The following is a 14,592-nucleotide window of genomic DNA, read 5'->3' on the forward strand; positions in this document are numbered from 1 at the left end:
CCGCCCGTTCACAGCAACCGCTTGACCGCCTCCGCAATCGCGTGGCGGTCAATGCGGGCGTCCGACAGCTGTTGCGCCGGGGTCGCGGATCCCGGCAGGTCCCGTACGGCCAGCTTCATCACTCTCGGCCCCAGTTCGCTGACGGCGTCGAGCACCGCGTCTCCGAGCCCGCCTTCCGGCCGGTGGTCCTCCACCGTGATGAGGTTGCCCGTGGTGGTCGCGGCCTCCGCGAGCGCGGCGGCGTCGACGGGCTTGATCGAGTAGAGGTCGATCACACCGACCTGGACACCCTGCCCGGCCAGCTCGTCGGCGGCCGCCAGGGCCTCGTGCACGGTCACTCCCGCGGTCACGATCGTGGCCCGGTCGGAGGGGGAGTGCCGCAGCACCCGGGAGCCTCCCACGGAGAAGCGCTCGCCCGGCGGGTAGATCACCGGCGTCTCGCCGCGGGTCGTCCTCAGGTAGGACACCCCGTCGAGGTCGGCCATCGCGGCCGTCAGAGCCGCCGCCTGGTTGGCGTCACACGGGTAGAGCACCGTGCTGCCGTGGACCGCGCGCATCATGGCCAGGTCCTCCAGCCCCATCTGGGACGGGCCGTCCTCGCCGATCGACACCCCGGCGTGCGAGCCGACCAGCCTGATCGACGCCCGGCTCACCGCGGCCATCCGGATGAAGTCGTGCGCCCGGGTCAGGAACGCCGCGAACGTCGCCGCGTACGGAATCCAGCCGCGCACCTGCAGGCCGATCGCCGCCGCGACCAGTTGCTGTTCGGCGATGTACATCTCGAAGAACCGCTCGGGGAACGCGGTGGCGAACTCCTGGGTCTTGGTGGAGTCGGCCACCTCCCCGTCCAGCGCCAGCACGTCGCCGCGGGCCGCGCCCACGGCGGCCAGCGCCTCGCCGTAGGCGGTCCGGGTCGCGACCCGCTCGCCGACCGCGTACTCCGGCAGGCTGAGCGAACCTCCCTCGAACCGGTACGGCTCGGCTCCCGCCTCCGGCCGGTGCACGTCGACGGTGATGTCGCGCGGGCCGCCCAGCGCGTCGATGGCCGCGTCGGGGTCCTTCAGCGCCTTGCCGTGCGCCCCCTCGCGGTTCTCGACCTCCAGGACGCCCTCGCCCTTGCGGGTCTTGGCCAGGATCACGGTCGGCCGCCTGCGGGTGTTGCGGGCGTCGCTCAGGGCGAAGTCGACCTGGCCCGGGTCGTGCCCGTCGATCTCGATCGTGTGCCAGCCGAACGCGCCGAACCTGCGGGCGTACGCGCCGGTGTCCCAGCCGTGCCGGGTCGGGCCACGCTGTCCCAGCCGGTTGACGTCCACGATCAACGTCAGGTTGGCCAGGCCCGCGTCGCCGGCGTGCTCGGCGGCCTCCCAGATCGACCCCTCGGCCAGCTCGCCGTCGCCGCACAGCACCCACACCCGGTACGGCAGCCGCTCCAGCCGCCCGGCCAGCGCGATGCCCACGCCGACCGGAAGACCCTGCCCCAGTGATCCGGTCGCCACGTCCACCCAGGGCAGCCTCGGGGTCGGATGCCCCTCCAGCGGGCTGCCCTGCTTCCTGAAGGAGAGCAGCTCCTCGTCGGTGAGCGCGCCCGCCGCCTTGTACAGCGAGTAGAGCAAGGGGGAGGCATGCCCCTTGGAGAAGATCAGGTGGTCGTTGGCGGGGTCCTCCGGCCGGGCGAAGTCGTAGTGGAGGTGACAGGTGAACAGCACGGCCATCAGGTCGGCGGCCGACATCGACGAGGTCGGGTGCCCGGACTCGGCCGCCGCGGAGCTGCGTACGGAGTCCACGCGCAACTGGGCGGCCAGGTCGGACAGATACTGAAGATCGCGTTCAGGCATGAGGTTCCTTCCGGGGGCGTCAGCCCGCGCGGCGAAGGGCAGCGAAGGCGCCCGCCAGCGCGCCGGCGCCGAGAGCGAGGAGGACGGGGCGGCGGTGCTGGGAGAGCCAGAGCTGCGGGCTTCGGCCGTGGGAGCGCTGGTCGAAGCTGCCGTGGGCGCCGTAGTCGCGCGTCTCGTCGGCCGGTTCCCAGAGGTTGGCCACGCCGGTGGGCGTCTGCTCGGTGGTCTGCTGCGAGTCCACGCCGGTGCGGGACAGGTAGCGGTCCAGCAGCGCCGGGGCGACGCGCTGGGCGAGCAGGGTGGCGGCGGTGGTGATGCCGACCCAGTACTCCTTGCGCTCCGGGTGCTCGGCCGCGTAGACGATGCCGTCGGCGGCCACCTCCGGCTGGTAGATGGGAGGCACCGGCTGAGGGTGCCGGCGCAGCTTGTTCAGCACCCAGTCGAACTGCGGGGTGTTGACCGCGGGCAGCTGGACCATGGTGATGTGGATCCCGCTCCGCTCGGCCAGCAGTTCCGTGCGCACCGACTCGGTGAAGCCCTTGACCGCGTGCTTGGCGCCGCAGTAGGCCGACTGCAGGGGGATGCCGCGCTGCGACAGGGCCGATCCGGTCTGCACGATCGTGCCCCTGCCGCGCGGGCGCATCAGGTCGAGGGCCACCCGGGTGCCCCAGACGTACCCGAGATAGGTGACGGCGGTGGTCCGCTCGTACTCCTCGGGCGAGATGTCGGTGAACTTGGCGAAGACCGAGGAGAAGGCGACGTTGATCCACACGTCGATGGGGCCCACCTCGGCCTCGACGCGTTCGGCCGCCTTGCGCAGCTGCTCGTAGTCCGCGACGTCCGCCTCGTAGACCTGGCCGCTCCCGCCCGCCACGCCCACGTCGACGGCGGCCGCGCCCAGGCCGGTCGTGCCCCGGGCGATCAGCGCGACCCTGGCGCCCTTCTCGCCGAGCAGGCGCACCACGGCCCGCCCGACACCGCCGCTCGCCCCGGTGACCACGACCACCTTGTCGCGGAGCCCGTCGTTGTGCTGAAGATCTTCCTGCTGCGGTCGCATGCCTTCTCTCAGCCTGCCTCTCCCACGTTGCGGTCCTTCTGGCGTCGTACGGCGAGCACGATGTCGACGATCGTGACCACGGCGGCCACGACGGCGATCACGGTGACCACGTAGGCCTGGGCGATGATGCCCAGCACACCGAAGGCGAAGGCGAAGACGAGGACGAAGGAGCCGACCCTGATGTGCACGACGTCGCGTGGCGTCGCCGGCACCATCGGTTTGCCGGATTCCGACCGCCCTTCCCATTGTTCACGGCGTTCCCAGTCGCTTTTCTCAGACATGGCGCACACCTGCCCGGACCGTTTGCCGTCTAACGTCCGGGGAAGCCGGGGCAAGGTGCCCGAGACCTGGGCTTCTTCCGCGGTGGCGGGGAGCCGTGGCGGGCTTCGGCCGGTAGGCGGCGTACGGCCCGGTGGAACGGGCGGCCATCGCCCTCGTACGCGCCGTTTGAGGCGTTCTTCCATGGGCATGCGGCGACTGGAAAGGGGAGTGCGATGGAAGCACCGCAGTACGTCGCGGCCCGGGTCCAGCAGGCGCTGGCCGAGGACACGCGTACACACGAGCTCGGCATCCACGTCGACATCAGGGGCGACCAGATGTTCCTGCGCGGCAAGGTGAGCGGTGCCGAGCAACGCGAACGGCTGGGGGCGGTGGCCCACGAGGCGGCGCCCGGCCTGAGGATGCACAACGAGATCAAGATCGTCGACTACGGCGAGCCGGGAGAGGATGAGCATCTTGACTGATCTGCGCATCGCGGCCGCGGGCGACCTCCATCTGGGCGAAGACGCCCGGGGCACCTACCGGGAACGACTCAAGGGCATCGAGGATCGCGCCGACGTGCTGATGCTCGCGGGTGACCTGACCAGGCACGGCACCCTGGAGGAGGGCAGGGTCGTGGCCGACGAGTTGCGCGACCTGCCGGTGCCCGCCGTCACCGTGCTCGGCAACCACGACTACCACTCCGACCTGCAGCACGAGATCGCCGCCGTGCTCCGTGACGCCGGGGTCATCGTGCTCGACGACGACGGCGTCGTGATCCAGTGCGGCGACTCCAAGCTGGGCGTGGTCGGCGGCAAGGGCTTCGGCGGCGGATTCGCCGGCAAGTGCGCGAGCGAGTTCGGCGAGCGCGAGATCAAGGACTTCGTCGGTCACACCCGGCAGATCGCCGACGCCTGGCAGGTGGCGCTCAAGGAGATGCAGGTGGACCGGCGCGTGGTGCTGTCGCACTACTCCCCCATCAAGGAGACGCTCGAAGGGGAGCCGCTGGAGATCTATCCCTTCCTCGGCAGCTACCTGCTGGCCGAGGCGGTCGACACCGCGGGCGCGGAGCTGATCCTGCACGGGCACGCCCACAAGGGCAGTGAGAAGGGGCTCACGCCCGGCGGCATCCGGGTGCGCAACGTCGCGCTGCCCGTGCTCGGCCGGGCCTACGCCGTCTACTGCCTCAACGGCGGTTAGCTCATTCACCCAGGGGCACGCCGGTCCGGCCGGAGCCGGGCCGGCTGCTCGCGTATACGAGCAGCCACCGGCTCCGGCACATAGCGGCCGTCGAACGGATGGGTCATGCCCTGCGACATAAGTACGAGGAACGCACGGCTCGACATGCCGGAAAATCCAGGCAGACCACTGGACCGGAATGGGGTCCCGGCCCAGTGGGAAGGCGGATGGGGCGCCCCGCGCCCCTAGACATTGAAGATGCTGACACCGCCGGGACCGACCAGGAAACCGATGACGATGAGGACGATTCCCCAGAGCAGGTCGCGCCGGGCCAGAATCACGTAGATGCCGGAGATGACGAGGATGACAGCGATGATCCATAGCAGAGTAGCCATGAGCCCGCTTCTGCCCTGAGCGCCAGACCTTTAACATTCTTTTCGGTTGCGGTCGTTTCTTCCCCTATGTCACAGGGCCTGTGGTCACTCGGTCGAGCGCATGAGCTTGGCGTACGCCAGTTGCAGCCAGTCGGAGGCGGCCACCGCGGTCATGGTGAGCCCGGCCAGACGGGTGAACCGGGGCGCGAAGACCAGCCCGGCGGCGTAGGCGGTGGCCGTCCACTGGGCCAGGCAGAACGGACAGGCCAGCAGCTCGCCCATCGCGTTGCGCGGCTCCTCCTTCAGCTCGGACGGCCCGCTGACGCCCTCGTACGTGGTGAACGGCGCGCGCAGCGGGCTCGTGACCGGGTCCTTGGCGATCAGCCGTGACACCTTGTGCGTGCAGGCCGCCATCAGCGCCAGGTCCATCAGCCCGACGCGCTCGGGTGCCCGCCGGCCGGTCAGCGCGGCGACGGCGACGCCCGTCGCGACCGCGCCGCCGTACACGCTGAGGATGCGGAGGTAGGACTTGAGCGGCCGGTCGTGCTCGCCCGCGTACTCCTGTTCGGTCTTCTCGAGGAAGTCATTCATGGGCACGCGCTACCCCTGTGCCGGGCGGCTACTCGGTCCCCGACCGGCGCGGCCGAAGACGTCTATCCGGCGATCGTAGGGGTAGCCCGCTCACATGGGCAGCCACAGTCACGCGGTCACCGACGCCATCCTCGACACCCTCAAGCGGGCGAGTTCGGGGCTGAAGGACGCCGGCGTGAAGTTCGCGCTGGCCGGTGGTTGCGCGGCCTACGCCAGGGGCGCGGCGCCCTCACTGCACGACGTCGACTTCGTCCTCACCGAGCACGACGTGCCCGCCGCCCTCGAAGCGCTGCGCGGGATGGGCTTCCAGACCGCCAAGCCGCCGGAGGACTGGCTGGTCAAGGCGTTCGACGAGGGCCGGCTGGTGGACCTGATCTTCCGGGTGTCCGACCGGCCGATCACCGACGAGCTGCTCGACCGGGCCGAGCCGATGAAGGCGTCGGCGGTGATCGTGCCCGTGCTGGAGGCGACCGACCTGGTCATCTCCTGGCTGCTGCCGCTGTCCGAGCACGCCTGCGACTACGGCGGCCTGCTGCCGCAGGTGCGGGCGCTGCGCGAGCAGGTCGACTGGACGCGGGTCGCCACGGTGACGGCCGACTCGCCGTACGCCGCCACGTTCCTCACCCTGCTCGAACGCCTTGGCGTGCTCGACACCCCGGTGCACCCCACGGGCGACCCCGCCTGGCCGTGACGGCCGTTAAGGTGTGATCATGCCGCGCTTTCTGATCTGCTCCCCGCCGCCCGCCCTGTAGCGGGCGGCATCTCCTGAATTTTCCGGATCTCTTCGATCCGGGGATGGTCGCTGCCCGCACGACGGGCCCACTTCCGACCACTCCATCCGGAGAGATCTGTCATGACCCCTGTTTCCGCGCGGCGGGGCGCGCTCTACGTGTCCGTGGCCGCGACCGCCTGGGGCACCGGCGGCGCCGCCGGGTCGCTGCTCTTCCAGTCCGGCGGGCTCGGCCCCGTCGGCGTCTCCCTCTGGCGCTACCTGCTCGGCGCCGCCTTCCTGCTCGCCCTGACCCGCCTCACGGGCGGCCGGTTCGACCGGCTCAGCCCTCGGGTCGTCGTCGTGGGCGCGGGCATGGCCGTCTACCAGACGGCCTACTTCGCCTCGATCGCCGAGTCCGGCGTGGCGGTCGCGACCGTGGTGACGATGGGAGCCACTCCCGTCTTCACCGCCCTCGGCGGCCGGATCCTGCTGCGTGAGCGGCTCGGCCGTGTCGGGCTCACCGCCCTGGCGGCCGCGCTCGCCGGGCTGGCGCTGCTCACCGGGGAGTCCGCGGTGGAAGGCGGCGGCGGTCTCGCCGGGATCGCGTTCGCGCTGCTGTCGGCCGCCGGCTACGCCGGAGTGACGGTGTTCTCGCGGCGTCACCAGGACGACCCCCAGGGCACGGCCGTGGGCGGGTTCCTCGTCGGCGCGATCTGCCTGGCGCCGTTCGCGCTGGCCGACGGGGTGCTGCCGGAGCTCAGCCTGCCGTCGGTGGCACTGCTGCTCTATCTCGGGGCGGTGCCGACCGCGCTGGCGTACGGGCTGTTCTTCCGCGCGCTGACCGCGCTCGACGCCACCACCGTGTCGATCATCTCGCTGGTCGAGGCGGTGGGCGCGGCCGTGCTGGGCGTGGTGCTGTTCGGCGAGCGGCTCACGCCTCTCGCCTGGGGCGGGTGCGCGTTGCTGCTGGCCGCCGTGGTGGTGCTCACCACGAGGGCCGGCTCCACGGCCGGCCAGGAGTGAGCGGACCGCCCGGGTAGCGGAGCGGAGTGACGGTGCAGGCCGTCTCATGGGTTAGGGTCCGGTACGGCGACGCATGTCGTACCGTCGCTCCGCTCCTGACTCCGTCCAGACCTCATGCATAGGGGCATAAGGGGAACGGTGCCGACCAAGTGTGCGTTGGAGGGACTGTGGCGTCGATTTCCGGAATCTTCAGAAATCTCCTGGATCGTCCAGGGGGCGTGAGTCTGAGCCCGTACAAGAAGGTCGTCAAGGCCGCCGGTGACCGGGCCGACCGGATCGGGAAGCTCGACGAGCTGCCACAGCCCTCGATGGACGACCTGGCCGAGTTCTGCGCCGTCGCCCGCGAGGCCGCCGACCGCACCCTCGGGCTGCGGCCGTACGACGCGCAGGTGCTGGGCACGCTCGCCCTGCTCGACGGCAAGGTGGCCGAGATGGCCACCGGCGAGGGCAAGACGCTGTCCGGCGCGATGGCCGCGGCCGGCTACGCGCTCCAGGGCAAGCGCGTGCACGTGATGTCCGTCAACGACTACCTCGCCAGGCGCGACGCGGAGTGGATGGCGCCGTTCTACGAGGCGATGGGCGTCACGGTCGGCTGGATCGGCCAGAGCTCCACACCGGACGAGCGGCGCGAGGCGTACGCGAAGGACGTCACCTACGGGCCCGTCAGCGAGATCGGCTTCGACGTGCTGCGCGACCGGCTCCGCACTGACGCGAGCGAGCTGATCGTGCCCGCGCCCGAGGTGGCGCTGATCGACGAGGCCGACTCGGTGCTGGTCGACGAGGCCCGGGTGCCGCTGGTCATGGCCGGCGCGTCCGACGCCGGCAGCGCGGTGCCGGAGATGGCCCTCCTGGCCCGGCAGCTGGTCAGGGGCTACCACTACGAGGTCGACGACCAGGCCCGCAACGTCTACCTGACCCCCAAGGGCGCCGACACGGTCGAGAACCTGCTCGGCGTCGAGCTCTACGACGAGCACGAGCCGGGCGTCCTGATCGAGCTCAACCTGGCCTTGCACGCTCACGCGCTGCTCACCCGCGACGTCGACTACATCGTGCGCGACGGCAGGGTGCAGCTGATCAACCCCTCGCGTGGCCGGGTGGCGCTCCTGCAGCGCTGGCCCGACGGTCTGCAGGCGGCCGTGGAGGCCAAGGAGACGCTGGCGCCCAGTGAGAAGGGCGAGATCCTCGACTCCATCACCGTGCAGGGCCTGATCCGCCGCTATCCGCAGATCTCCGGCATGACCGGCACAGCGGTCGCGGTCAGCGAGCAGCTCGGCGAGTTCTACGGGCTGAAGGTCGCGGTGATCCCGTCCAACCGCCCGTGCGTCCGCAAGGACGAGCCGGACCGCATCTACCCGACCGCGCCCGAGAAGGACGCCGCGCTGGTCGAGGAGATCCAGGCGGCCCACGCCACCGGCCGGCCCATCCTCATCGGCACACTCGACGTGGCCGAGTCGGAGAACCTCGCCCTGCTGCTGCAGCGGCGTGGCCTGGAGCCGGTCGTGCTCAACGCGAAGAACGACGCCGAGGAGGCGGCGATCATCGCCAGGGCGGGCGAGCGCGACGCCATCACCGTCTCCACCCAGATGGCCGGGCGCGGCACCGACATCCGCCTCGGCGACGGCGTGCCCGAGCTGGGCGGCCTGTACGTGATCGGCTCCGGCCGCCACGCCAGCAGCCGCCTCGACGACCAGTTGCGCGGCCGGGCGGGCCGGCAGGGCGACCCAGGCGGCTCGGTGTTCTTCGTCAGCATGCAGGACGAGCTGATCACGCAGTTCGTCTCCGACGAGCGCCCGCCCGCGGCGGACTCCGACGGCCTGGTGCGCCACCGCCGCGGCACCTACCTGGTGGGCCACGCCCAGCGCATCGCCGAGGGCGTGCACCTGCAGATCCACCGCAACACCTGGCGCTACACCCGGCTGCTGGAGCACCAGCGCGAGCTCATCCTGGAGTGGCGCGACAAGGTCCTGCACAGCGACGCGGCCGCCCGCGCCCTGGCCGAGAAGGACCCCGAGCGCTGGGAGTCGATGCCCGCCGACACCCGTGAGGAGACGGCCCGGCAGATCGTGCTGCACGCGATCGACCGGTGCTGGACCGAGCACCTGGCCTTCCTCACCGACCTGCGCGAGGGCATCCACCTGCGTGCGCTCGGCCGGATGAGCCCGATCGACGAGTTCCACCGCGAGGCCGTGGCCGAGTACAAGTCGCTGCTGGGCGAGGTCGAGCGGCGCTCGCTGGAGTCGTTCGAGGCGCCCGAGCCCGACCTCAAGCGGCCCACCGCGACGTGGACCTACCTGGTGCAGGACAACCCGTTCGGCACCGAGTGGGACCGCATCCTCAAGCGGGTGTCCTCGCCCGCGCGCAAGAGCTGATCCTCCGTACCTGACAGAGGATGGCAGGTACGACTGGGAGCCTCGAAGCATGACAACGAAAGCGAAGCTCCTGGCCGTCAGCCTTGACTGCGCGGAGCCCAAGAAGCTGGCCGAGTTCTACCACCAGGTGACCGGCCTGGACATCCAGTACTCCGAGGACGAGTACGCCGCGGTGGGCGACGGCACCACCGCCATCTACTTCGGCCGGGTCCCCGACCGCAGGCCGGCGGCGTGGCCGGGGCCGGACAAGCAGTTCCACCTGGACTTCCGGGTGCCGGATGTGGAGCGGGCCGTCGAGGAGTACATCGCGCTGGGCGCCACCAGGCCCGAGTTCCAGCCGGGTATCACCGATGACGGCGTGGGCTGGATCGTCCTCCAGGATCCTGAGGGGCATCTCTTCTGCGTCTGTCCAGAGAAATAGTGACGGCGGCGACGGCGGACGAAGAGGCAAGGATTGGCCTAAAGGGTGATTCCAGCGGTCGGCCCGGGATCTAAGCTGGAGCAATGCTCTTGACGGGATCTTCGCGCCTTCGCGGGCGCGCATGAGCTGGGCCGGGCTGCTCATCGCCCTGGCCGGCGCCCTCGGATACGCGCTCGGCGCGGCACTGCAGCAGTACGAAGCAGTGGTGGAGGGCGCCTCGCTCAAGTTGGTGAGGCGCCCTCGCTGGTGGATCGGCGGGATCATCGGGTTCACCGGTGCCTGCCTGCACGCGGTGGCGCTGAGCCTCGCGCCGCTGGTCGTGGTCCAGCCGATCAGCGTGGCCACGCTGGTGTTCGCGGTGCCGCTGGCCGCGTTCATGTACGGGCGCAGACCGTACAAGGGGGAGATCTTCGGCTCCATCGCGGTGGCCGTCGGGCTGCTCTGGCTGATGATGCTGGTTCCCACCCACAACGTCACGCCCCGGCTGAGCAGCGGCGCCGCGATCGCGTTCATCGCGGTGATCGGCGTGGTGGTGCTCATCACGCAGCTGGCCGCGAGCCGGACACGCGGTCCCGCCCGGGCCCTGCTGCTGTCCGTGGCGGCGGGGGCCGTGACCGCCAGCGTGTCCACGTTCGTCCGGGTGGTCGGCGGGGGGCTGGAGGGCGACCTGGGGCGGTTGCTGCACTGGTTCACCCTGGCCGTGCCGGTGCTGCTGATCGCCGCCGTGGTGCTGCTGCAGCGGTCCTACGCGGTCGGCTACTTCGGCATCGCCTACGCCGGCGTGCAGGTGATCGACCCCGTCACCTCGGTGCTGGCCGGGGTGATCCTGCTCGGCGAGCCGCTGCCGACGAGTCCCGCGACAGCCATCCCCGCCCTGCTCGCGGCCGCGCTGACCATCGGCGGCACGATCACGCTCGGGCGGCTGGCCCCTGACCACTCGAAGCCGGCGCCGGTGGAGTCCAGTCCAGCACCCCGTCGAATGAACGCAACATCAGATCTGGGCTGAGCCGCCCGGCCAGCGACATCGCCAGGTCGCGAAGCCGCACCACGGCGGGGGCGCGCGTCTTGGTCGCCCGGCAGATGGTCATGCTGCGGCGCACGATATCGGTGGTGCGGCGCAGCCGGGCGGCCGTGTAGCCGGCGAGGTCGCCCCCGGCCACATGGGCGAGCACGACCGCGTCCTCGATCGCCTGACAGGCGCCCTGGCCCAGGTTGGGCGTCATCGGATGGGCCGCGTCGCCGAGCAGCGCCACCCGGCCCCGATGGAGGGCGGGCAGCGGGCGGTCGAGGTAGTGGACGTCGTTGCGGAGGATCCGCGCGGGGTCCACCGCGCGCAGCAGCTCCGGGATCGGCTCGTGCCACCCGCCGAACCTGCGTAGCAGCTCCTCGCGCTCGTCGGCGGGTGCGGCCCCGGCCGGCGCCTGGTCGGTCGCGTAGAAGTAGACGAGGTCGCGGGCCAGTTGATGGACGCCGAACACCAGCCCCCTGCCCCACGTCTCCGTGCTCCGCACCACGGGGCCCGAGCTCGGCACGAGCCCGCGCCACGCGGTCACCCCCGAGTAGACCGGCCCGGGATGCTCCGGAAAGAGCGCGCTCCTGGTGGCCGAGTGGATGCCGTCGGCCGCCACGACCAGGTCGGCCCGCAGGTCGCCCGCGCCGGTGTGGACGGTACCGGTGACGGGGTCGACACCGGTGACCGTGGTGCCCAGCCGCAGGCGCTGCTCGCCCAGGGCGTCGGCGAGGACCTCCGCGAGCGTGGCCCGCAACATGACGACCACCGAGTCGCCGTATCGCTCGCGCGCCCGCCCCTCGCTGGTGCGCATCAGCCACCGGCCGTCGGGCCGGCATATCCCGGCCTCCCCCTGCAACCTCGACAGCTCGCGGATCCGGTCGCCCAGTCCCAGCGTGTCGAGGGCGCGCAGCGCGTTGACCGCGATGGCCAGGCCCGAGCCGACCTGGTCCAGGTGCTTCGCCCGCTCCAGTACGGTCACGTCCCAGCCCCGCTCGCGCAGCGCGATCCCAGCGGTCAACCCGCCGACGCCCCCGCCGATCACCACGGCATTCGGCATGCTCCGCCTCCTTCACTACGTCTGTAGTCTCAGCGTACTACGCCTGTAGTGAGGTCTTACTACCGGTGTAGTATCGGTGCCCGTGAAGCGCTCTGACCAGGTCGCGGAGGCCGCCATCAGCCTGCTGGCCGAGCGAGGCATGCGCGGGCTCACCCACCGCGCCGTGGACGAGGCCGCCGGCCTGCCGCCGGGGTCGACCTCCAACCTGGCCCGCACCCGCGCCGCCCTCCTGGAGCTGACGCTGTCACGCCTGACGGAGCTGGAAGAGGAGGCTCTGGCCCCGCTCCTCGCGTCCGGTCCGCCCGCACGGCCGGCCGGGCAGGCCGGGCAGGCCGGGGACCGGTCCGGCGACCTGCCGGAGCTGCTGGCCGAGGCGCTGCACACGCAGTTGCGCGACCCGCGGCGCACGCTGGCCCGATACGAGCTCGCTCTGGAGGCCACCCGGCGGCCCGAGCTGCGCGTGATCTACGACCAGGCGGGCCGCCGCTTCCGTGACCCCGCCGTCGCCCTGCTCGCCGCCGCCGGCTCGCCCGATCCGGTACGACACGCGCACCGGCTCGTGGCGTACGGCGAGGGCATCATGTTCGACGCGATAGCCGGAGCGGGCGCCGAGCCGTCACTCGACGAGCTGCGCGCGGCGATCCGCGAGCTGCTGACCGGCATGCTGGCCTGAAAACGCCGGCCCGGCCGGCCGGCGGGGTCCGGCCTGGCGGCACCGTGGCGGGCCCGGCCCGGCCCGGCGGCATCGGTGGCGGGCCCGGCCCGGCCTGGCGGCATCGGTGGCCGGGCGGGTCCTGGGAACGCTCAGAGGGTCAGGCGGGCCCGGTGATCCGGCCACTCCTCCTGGAGGATGCCGAAGTAGACGGTGTCGCGCCAGCTGCCGTCGGGGCGTCTGCGCTGCCGGCGCAGGGTGCCCTCGTGCAGGCCGCCGATCCGCCTGATCGCGTTCTGTGAGCGCAGGTTGAGCACGTCGGTCTTGAGCGCGACCCGGTTGAAGCCCAGCTTGTCGAAGGCGTGGTCGATGAGCAGCAGCTTGCAGCCCGTGTTGACGGCCGTGCGCCAGAACGCCCTGCCGTACCACGTCCAGCCGATCTCGACGCTCTCGTCGAAGCCGGGCACGTCGCAGTAGGTGGTCCAGCCGGTGGCCCGGCCGGTCTTCCGCGGGATCACCGCGAACGGGACGTGCCGGTCGTCCTCGATCAGCGTGCGGGCGATCCGCGCCAGCTCCTCCTCGGAGCGGGGCGCCGCCGCGGGCAGCCAGCGCCAGACCTCCTCGTCACCGCCGCCCGCGGCGAACAGGTCGGGTATGTGGGCCATGGTGAGAGGTTCGAGTCGGACGACGTCGTTCTCGAGCGTCACGGGTGAAGGGAGCTTCGCGGTCATGGTGGTCACGTTAGATCCCGGCCGGGCGGGCTGTTACGGCCACATGGCTGTTTTCGCTGGAAACCACCTGTCGACAGACATACCGGCCGGTCGGTAGGCTCACGACATGGACTTCGCCTTCGACGCCGTCACCGAGGACCTGCGCGAACGACTGCTGCGCTTCATGGACGAATGCGTCTACCCAGCCGAGGCCGCCTTCGAGGAGCAGGCGGCGACCAGCGGATGGAGCCCGCCACCGCTGCTCGCCGACCTGAAGGACGAGGCCAGAAAACGCGGCCTATGGAATATGTTCCTGCCCGGTGACCACGGCGCGGGGCTGACCAACCTGCAGTACGCGCCGCTGGCGGAGATCATGGGCCGTAGCCCCAACCTCGCGCCCGCCGCCACCAACTGCGCCGCGCCCGACACCGGCAACATGGAGGTCCTCTCCATGTTCGGCAGCGAGTGGCAGCGCAAGGAGTGGCTGCGGCCGCTGCTCGACGGGGAGATCCGCTCGGCCTTCGCGATGACCGAGCCCGACGTGGCCTCCTCCGACGCCACCAACATCGCGACGTCGATCGTCCGCGACGGCAACGAGTACGTCATCAACGGCCGCAAGTGGTTCATCTCAGGGGCGATGAACCCCGACTGCAAGATCTTCATCGTGATGGGCAAGACGGACCCCGAGGCGCCGGCCCGCCGGCAGCAGAGCATGATCCTGGTGCCGCGCGACACCCCGGGCATGCAGATCAAGCGCGGCATGCACGTGTTCGGCTACAGCGACTCCGACCACGGCGGGCACGCCGAGATCGTCTTCGAGGACGTCCGTGTGCCCGCCGACAACCTGATCGGCGAGCAGGGCGGCGGCTTCGCCATCGCTCAGGCCAGGCTCGGCCCTGGCCGCATCCACCACTGCATGCGGCTGATCGGCATGGCCGAGCGCGCCATCGAGCTCATGTGCCGGCGGGCGCTGAGCAGGACCACGTTCGGCAAGCCCGTCGCCCAGCAGGGCGTGATCCAGGACTGGATCGCCGAGTCGCGCATCCGGATCGAGCAGCTGCGGCTGCTGGTGCTCAAGACGGCCTGGCTGATGGACACCGTCGGCAACCAGGGCGCCCACACCGAGATCCAGGCCATCAAGATCTCCACGCCGATCACCGTGGAGTGGATCCTCGACAAGGCCATCCAGGTGCACGGGGCGGGCGGCGTCTCGCAGGACTTCCCGCTGGCCGCGCTCTGGGCCGGGGCCCGCTCCCTGCGCCTGGCCGACGGCCCCGACGAGGTGCACAAGCGGTCGCTGGCCCACCGCGAGCTCAAGAAGTACATGTGACGGATCGCAAGG

16 protein-coding genes are annotated in these 14,592 nt (G+C 71.2%); 9 read left to right on the forward strand and 7 right to left on the reverse strand.

Annotated features, from left to right (window positions below):
* Positions 1–8 precede the first annotated feature (8 nt).
* The 3 genes from AB0I38_RS37600 to AB0I38_RS37610 are packed head-to-tail and all read right to left on the reverse strand — an operon-like array spanning position 9 to position 3,173.
* Complete coding sequence (locus tag AB0I38_RS37600) at positions 9–1,835, reverse strand: transketolase (protein ID WP_358493622.1); 1,827 nt, start codon at positions 1,833–1,835, stop codon at positions 9–11.
* A gap of 19 nt (positions 1,836–1,854) precedes the next feature.
* Complete coding sequence (locus AB0I38_RS37605; RefSeq protein WP_358493627.1) at positions 1,855–2,892, reverse strand: SDR family oxidoreductase; 1,038 nt, start codon at positions 2,890–2,892, stop codon at positions 1,855–1,857.
* A gap of 8 nt (positions 2,893–2,900) precedes the next feature.
* Positions 2,901–3,173 carry a hypothetical protein gene (locus tag AB0I38_RS37610; RefSeq protein ID WP_358493631.1) on the reverse strand — a complete coding sequence of 91 codons (273 nt, stop codon included), beginning with the start codon at positions 3,171–3,173 and terminating at the stop codon, positions 2,901–2,903.
* A 213-nt stretch (positions 3,174–3,386) separates the two neighbouring features.
* Here AB0I38_RS37610 and AB0I38_RS37615 point away from each other — a divergent pair, with 213 nt between their 5' ends.
* The gene (locus AB0I38_RS37615; protein ID WP_358493636.1) at positions 3,387–3,635 is read left to right on the forward strand and encodes a BON domain-containing protein; all 249 of its coding nucleotides are present in this window, start codon (positions 3,387–3,389) and stop codon (positions 3,633–3,635) included.
* Positions 3,628–4,350, forward strand: coding sequence for a metallophosphoesterase family protein (locus tag AB0I38_RS37620; RefSeq protein WP_358493639.1), 723 nt, complete (start codon positions 3,628–3,630; stop codon positions 4,348–4,350). The genes AB0I38_RS37615 and AB0I38_RS37620 overlap by 8 nt, the downstream gene beginning before the upstream one ends.
* Positions 4,351–4,574: 224 nt before the next feature.
* On the opposite strand, the gene AB0I38_RS37625 is transcribed toward AB0I38_RS37620, so the two are convergent.
* Both AB0I38_RS37625 and AB0I38_RS37630 read right to left on the reverse strand, forming a co-directional pair.
* Positions 4,575–4,724, reverse strand: a complete 150-nt coding sequence (locus AB0I38_RS37625; protein WP_181308348.1) for a GPGG-motif small membrane protein — start codon at positions 4,722–4,724, stop codon at positions 4,575–4,577.
* An 84-nt stretch (positions 4,725–4,808) separates the two neighbouring features.
* Complete coding sequence (locus tag AB0I38_RS37630) at positions 4,809–5,294, reverse strand: DUF1360 domain-containing protein (RefSeq protein WP_358493644.1); 486 nt, start codon at positions 5,292–5,294, stop codon at positions 4,809–4,811.
* 94 nt (positions 5,295–5,388) lie between these two features.
* Here AB0I38_RS37630 and AB0I38_RS37635 point away from each other — a divergent pair, with 94 nt between their 5' ends.
* From AB0I38_RS37635 to AB0I38_RS37655, 5 genes are all read left to right on the forward strand, one after another.
* Positions 5,389–5,985, forward strand: coding sequence for a nucleotidyltransferase (locus tag AB0I38_RS37635; RefSeq protein ID WP_358493648.1), 597 nt, complete (start codon positions 5,389–5,391; stop codon positions 5,983–5,985).
* 162 nt (positions 5,986–6,147) lie between these two features.
* Positions 6,148–7,029 (forward strand): DMT family transporter, encoded by an 882-nt coding sequence (locus tag AB0I38_RS37640; protein ID WP_358493654.1) that lies wholly within the window; start codon positions 6,148–6,150, stop codon positions 7,027–7,029.
* A gap of 218 nt (positions 7,030–7,247) precedes the next feature.
* A complete protein-coding gene (secA2, locus tag AB0I38_RS37645) occupies positions 7,248–9,398 on the forward strand; it encodes an accessory Sec system translocase SecA2 (protein WP_358493659.1) in 2,151 nt (716 codons plus the stop codon).
* Positions 9,399–9,447: 49 nt separating this feature from the next.
* Positions 9,448–9,819 carry a VOC family protein gene (locus AB0I38_RS37650; protein ID WP_358493667.1) on the forward strand — a complete coding sequence of 124 codons (372 nt, stop codon included), beginning with the start codon at positions 9,448–9,450 and terminating at the stop codon, positions 9,817–9,819.
* A 121-nt stretch (positions 9,820–9,940) separates the two neighbouring features.
* A complete protein-coding gene (locus tag AB0I38_RS37655) occupies positions 9,941–10,825 on the forward strand; it encodes a DMT family transporter (RefSeq protein ID WP_358493670.1) in 885 nt (294 codons plus the stop codon).
* Here the strand turns inward: AB0I38_RS37655 and AB0I38_RS37660 are convergent.
* Positions 10,728–11,888: an FAD-dependent monooxygenase gene (locus AB0I38_RS37660; RefSeq protein ID WP_358493675.1), complete on the reverse strand. Its 1,161-nt coding sequence runs from the start codon at positions 11,886–11,888 to the stop codon at positions 10,728–10,730. The genes AB0I38_RS37655 and AB0I38_RS37660 overlap by 98 nt on opposite strands.
* A gap of 82 nt (positions 11,889–11,970) precedes the next feature.
* Between AB0I38_RS37660 and AB0I38_RS37665 the strand changes: the two genes are divergently transcribed.
* Entirely contained in the window at positions 11,971–12,561 is a 591-nt protein-coding gene (locus AB0I38_RS37665) for a TetR/AcrR family transcriptional regulator (protein ID WP_358493680.1), read from the forward strand.
* Positions 12,562–12,692: 131 nt separating this feature from the next.
* On the opposite strand, the gene AB0I38_RS37670 is transcribed toward AB0I38_RS37665, so the two are convergent.
* Positions 12,693–13,271, reverse strand: coding sequence for a GNAT family N-acetyltransferase (locus AB0I38_RS37670; RefSeq protein ID WP_358493688.1), 579 nt, complete (start codon positions 13,269–13,271; stop codon positions 12,693–12,695).
* 106 nt (positions 13,272–13,377) lie between these two features.
* On the opposite strand from AB0I38_RS37670, the gene AB0I38_RS37675 reads away from it, so the two are divergent.
* Entirely contained in the window at positions 13,378–14,580 is a 1,203-nt protein-coding gene (locus tag AB0I38_RS37675) for an acyl-CoA dehydrogenase family protein (protein ID WP_358493694.1), read from the forward strand.
* Positions 14,581–14,592: the final 12 nt, after the last annotated feature.

The sequence above is a fragment of the Nonomuraea cavernae genome (genome assembly GCF_040655715.1).
In the GTDB taxonomy this organism is placed as follows: domain Bacteria; phylum Actinomycetota; class Actinomycetes; order Streptosporangiales; family Streptosporangiaceae; genus Nonomuraea; species Nonomuraea cavernae_A.

What these genes read in the sequence shown, in the direction of transcription:
- AB0I38_RS37660 (WP_358493675.1), bottom strand. Translation starts at nt 11,888, where the DNA reads ATGCCGAATGCCGTGGTGATCGGCGGGGGCGTCGGCGGGTTGACCGCT.
- AB0I38_RS37630 (WP_358493644.1), bottom strand. Translation starts at nt 5,294, where the DNA reads ATGAATGACTTCCTCGAGAAGACCGAACAGGAGTACGCGGGCGAGCAC.
- AB0I38_RS37605 (WP_358493627.1), bottom strand. Translation starts at nt 2,892, where the DNA reads ATGCGACCGCAGCAGGAAGATCTTCAGCACAACGACGGGCTCCGCGAC.
- AB0I38_RS37610 (WP_358493631.1), bottom strand. Translation starts at nt 3,173, where the DNA reads ATGTCTGAGAAAAGCGACTGGGAACGCCGTGAACAATGGGAAGGGCGG.
- AB0I38_RS37615 (WP_358493636.1), top strand. Translation starts at nt 3,387, where the DNA reads ATGGAAGCACCGCAGTACGTCGCGGCCCGGGTCCAGCAGGCGCTGGCC.
- AB0I38_RS37625 (WP_181308348.1), bottom strand. Translation starts at nt 4,724, where the DNA reads ATGGCTACTCTGCTATGGATCATCGCTGTCATCCTCGTCATCTCCGGC.
- AB0I38_RS37650 (WP_358493667.1), top strand. Translation starts at nt 9,448, where the DNA reads ATGACAACGAAAGCGAAGCTCCTGGCCGTCAGCCTTGACTGCGCGGAG.
- AB0I38_RS37640 (WP_358493654.1), top strand. Translation starts at nt 6,148, where the DNA reads ATGACCCCTGTTTCCGCGCGGCGGGGCGCGCTCTACGTGTCCGTGGCC.
- AB0I38_RS37600 (WP_358493622.1), bottom strand. Translation starts at nt 1,835, where the DNA reads ATGCCTGAACGCGATCTTCAGTATCTGTCCGACCTGGCCGCCCAGTTG.
- AB0I38_RS37675 (WP_358493694.1), top strand. Translation starts at nt 13,378, where the DNA reads ATGGACTTCGCCTTCGACGCCGTCACCGAGGACCTGCGCGAACGACTG.
- AB0I38_RS37670 (WP_358493688.1), bottom strand. Translation starts at nt 13,271, where the DNA reads ATGACCGCGAAGCTCCCTTCACCCGTGACGCTCGAGAACGACGTCGTC.
- AB0I38_RS37635 (WP_358493648.1), top strand. Translation starts at nt 5,389, where the DNA reads ATGGGCAGCCACAGTCACGCGGTCACCGACGCCATCCTCGACACCCTC.
- AB0I38_RS37655 (WP_358493670.1), top strand. Translation starts at nt 9,941, where the DNA reads ATGAGCTGGGCCGGGCTGCTCATCGCCCTGGCCGGCGCCCTCGGATAC.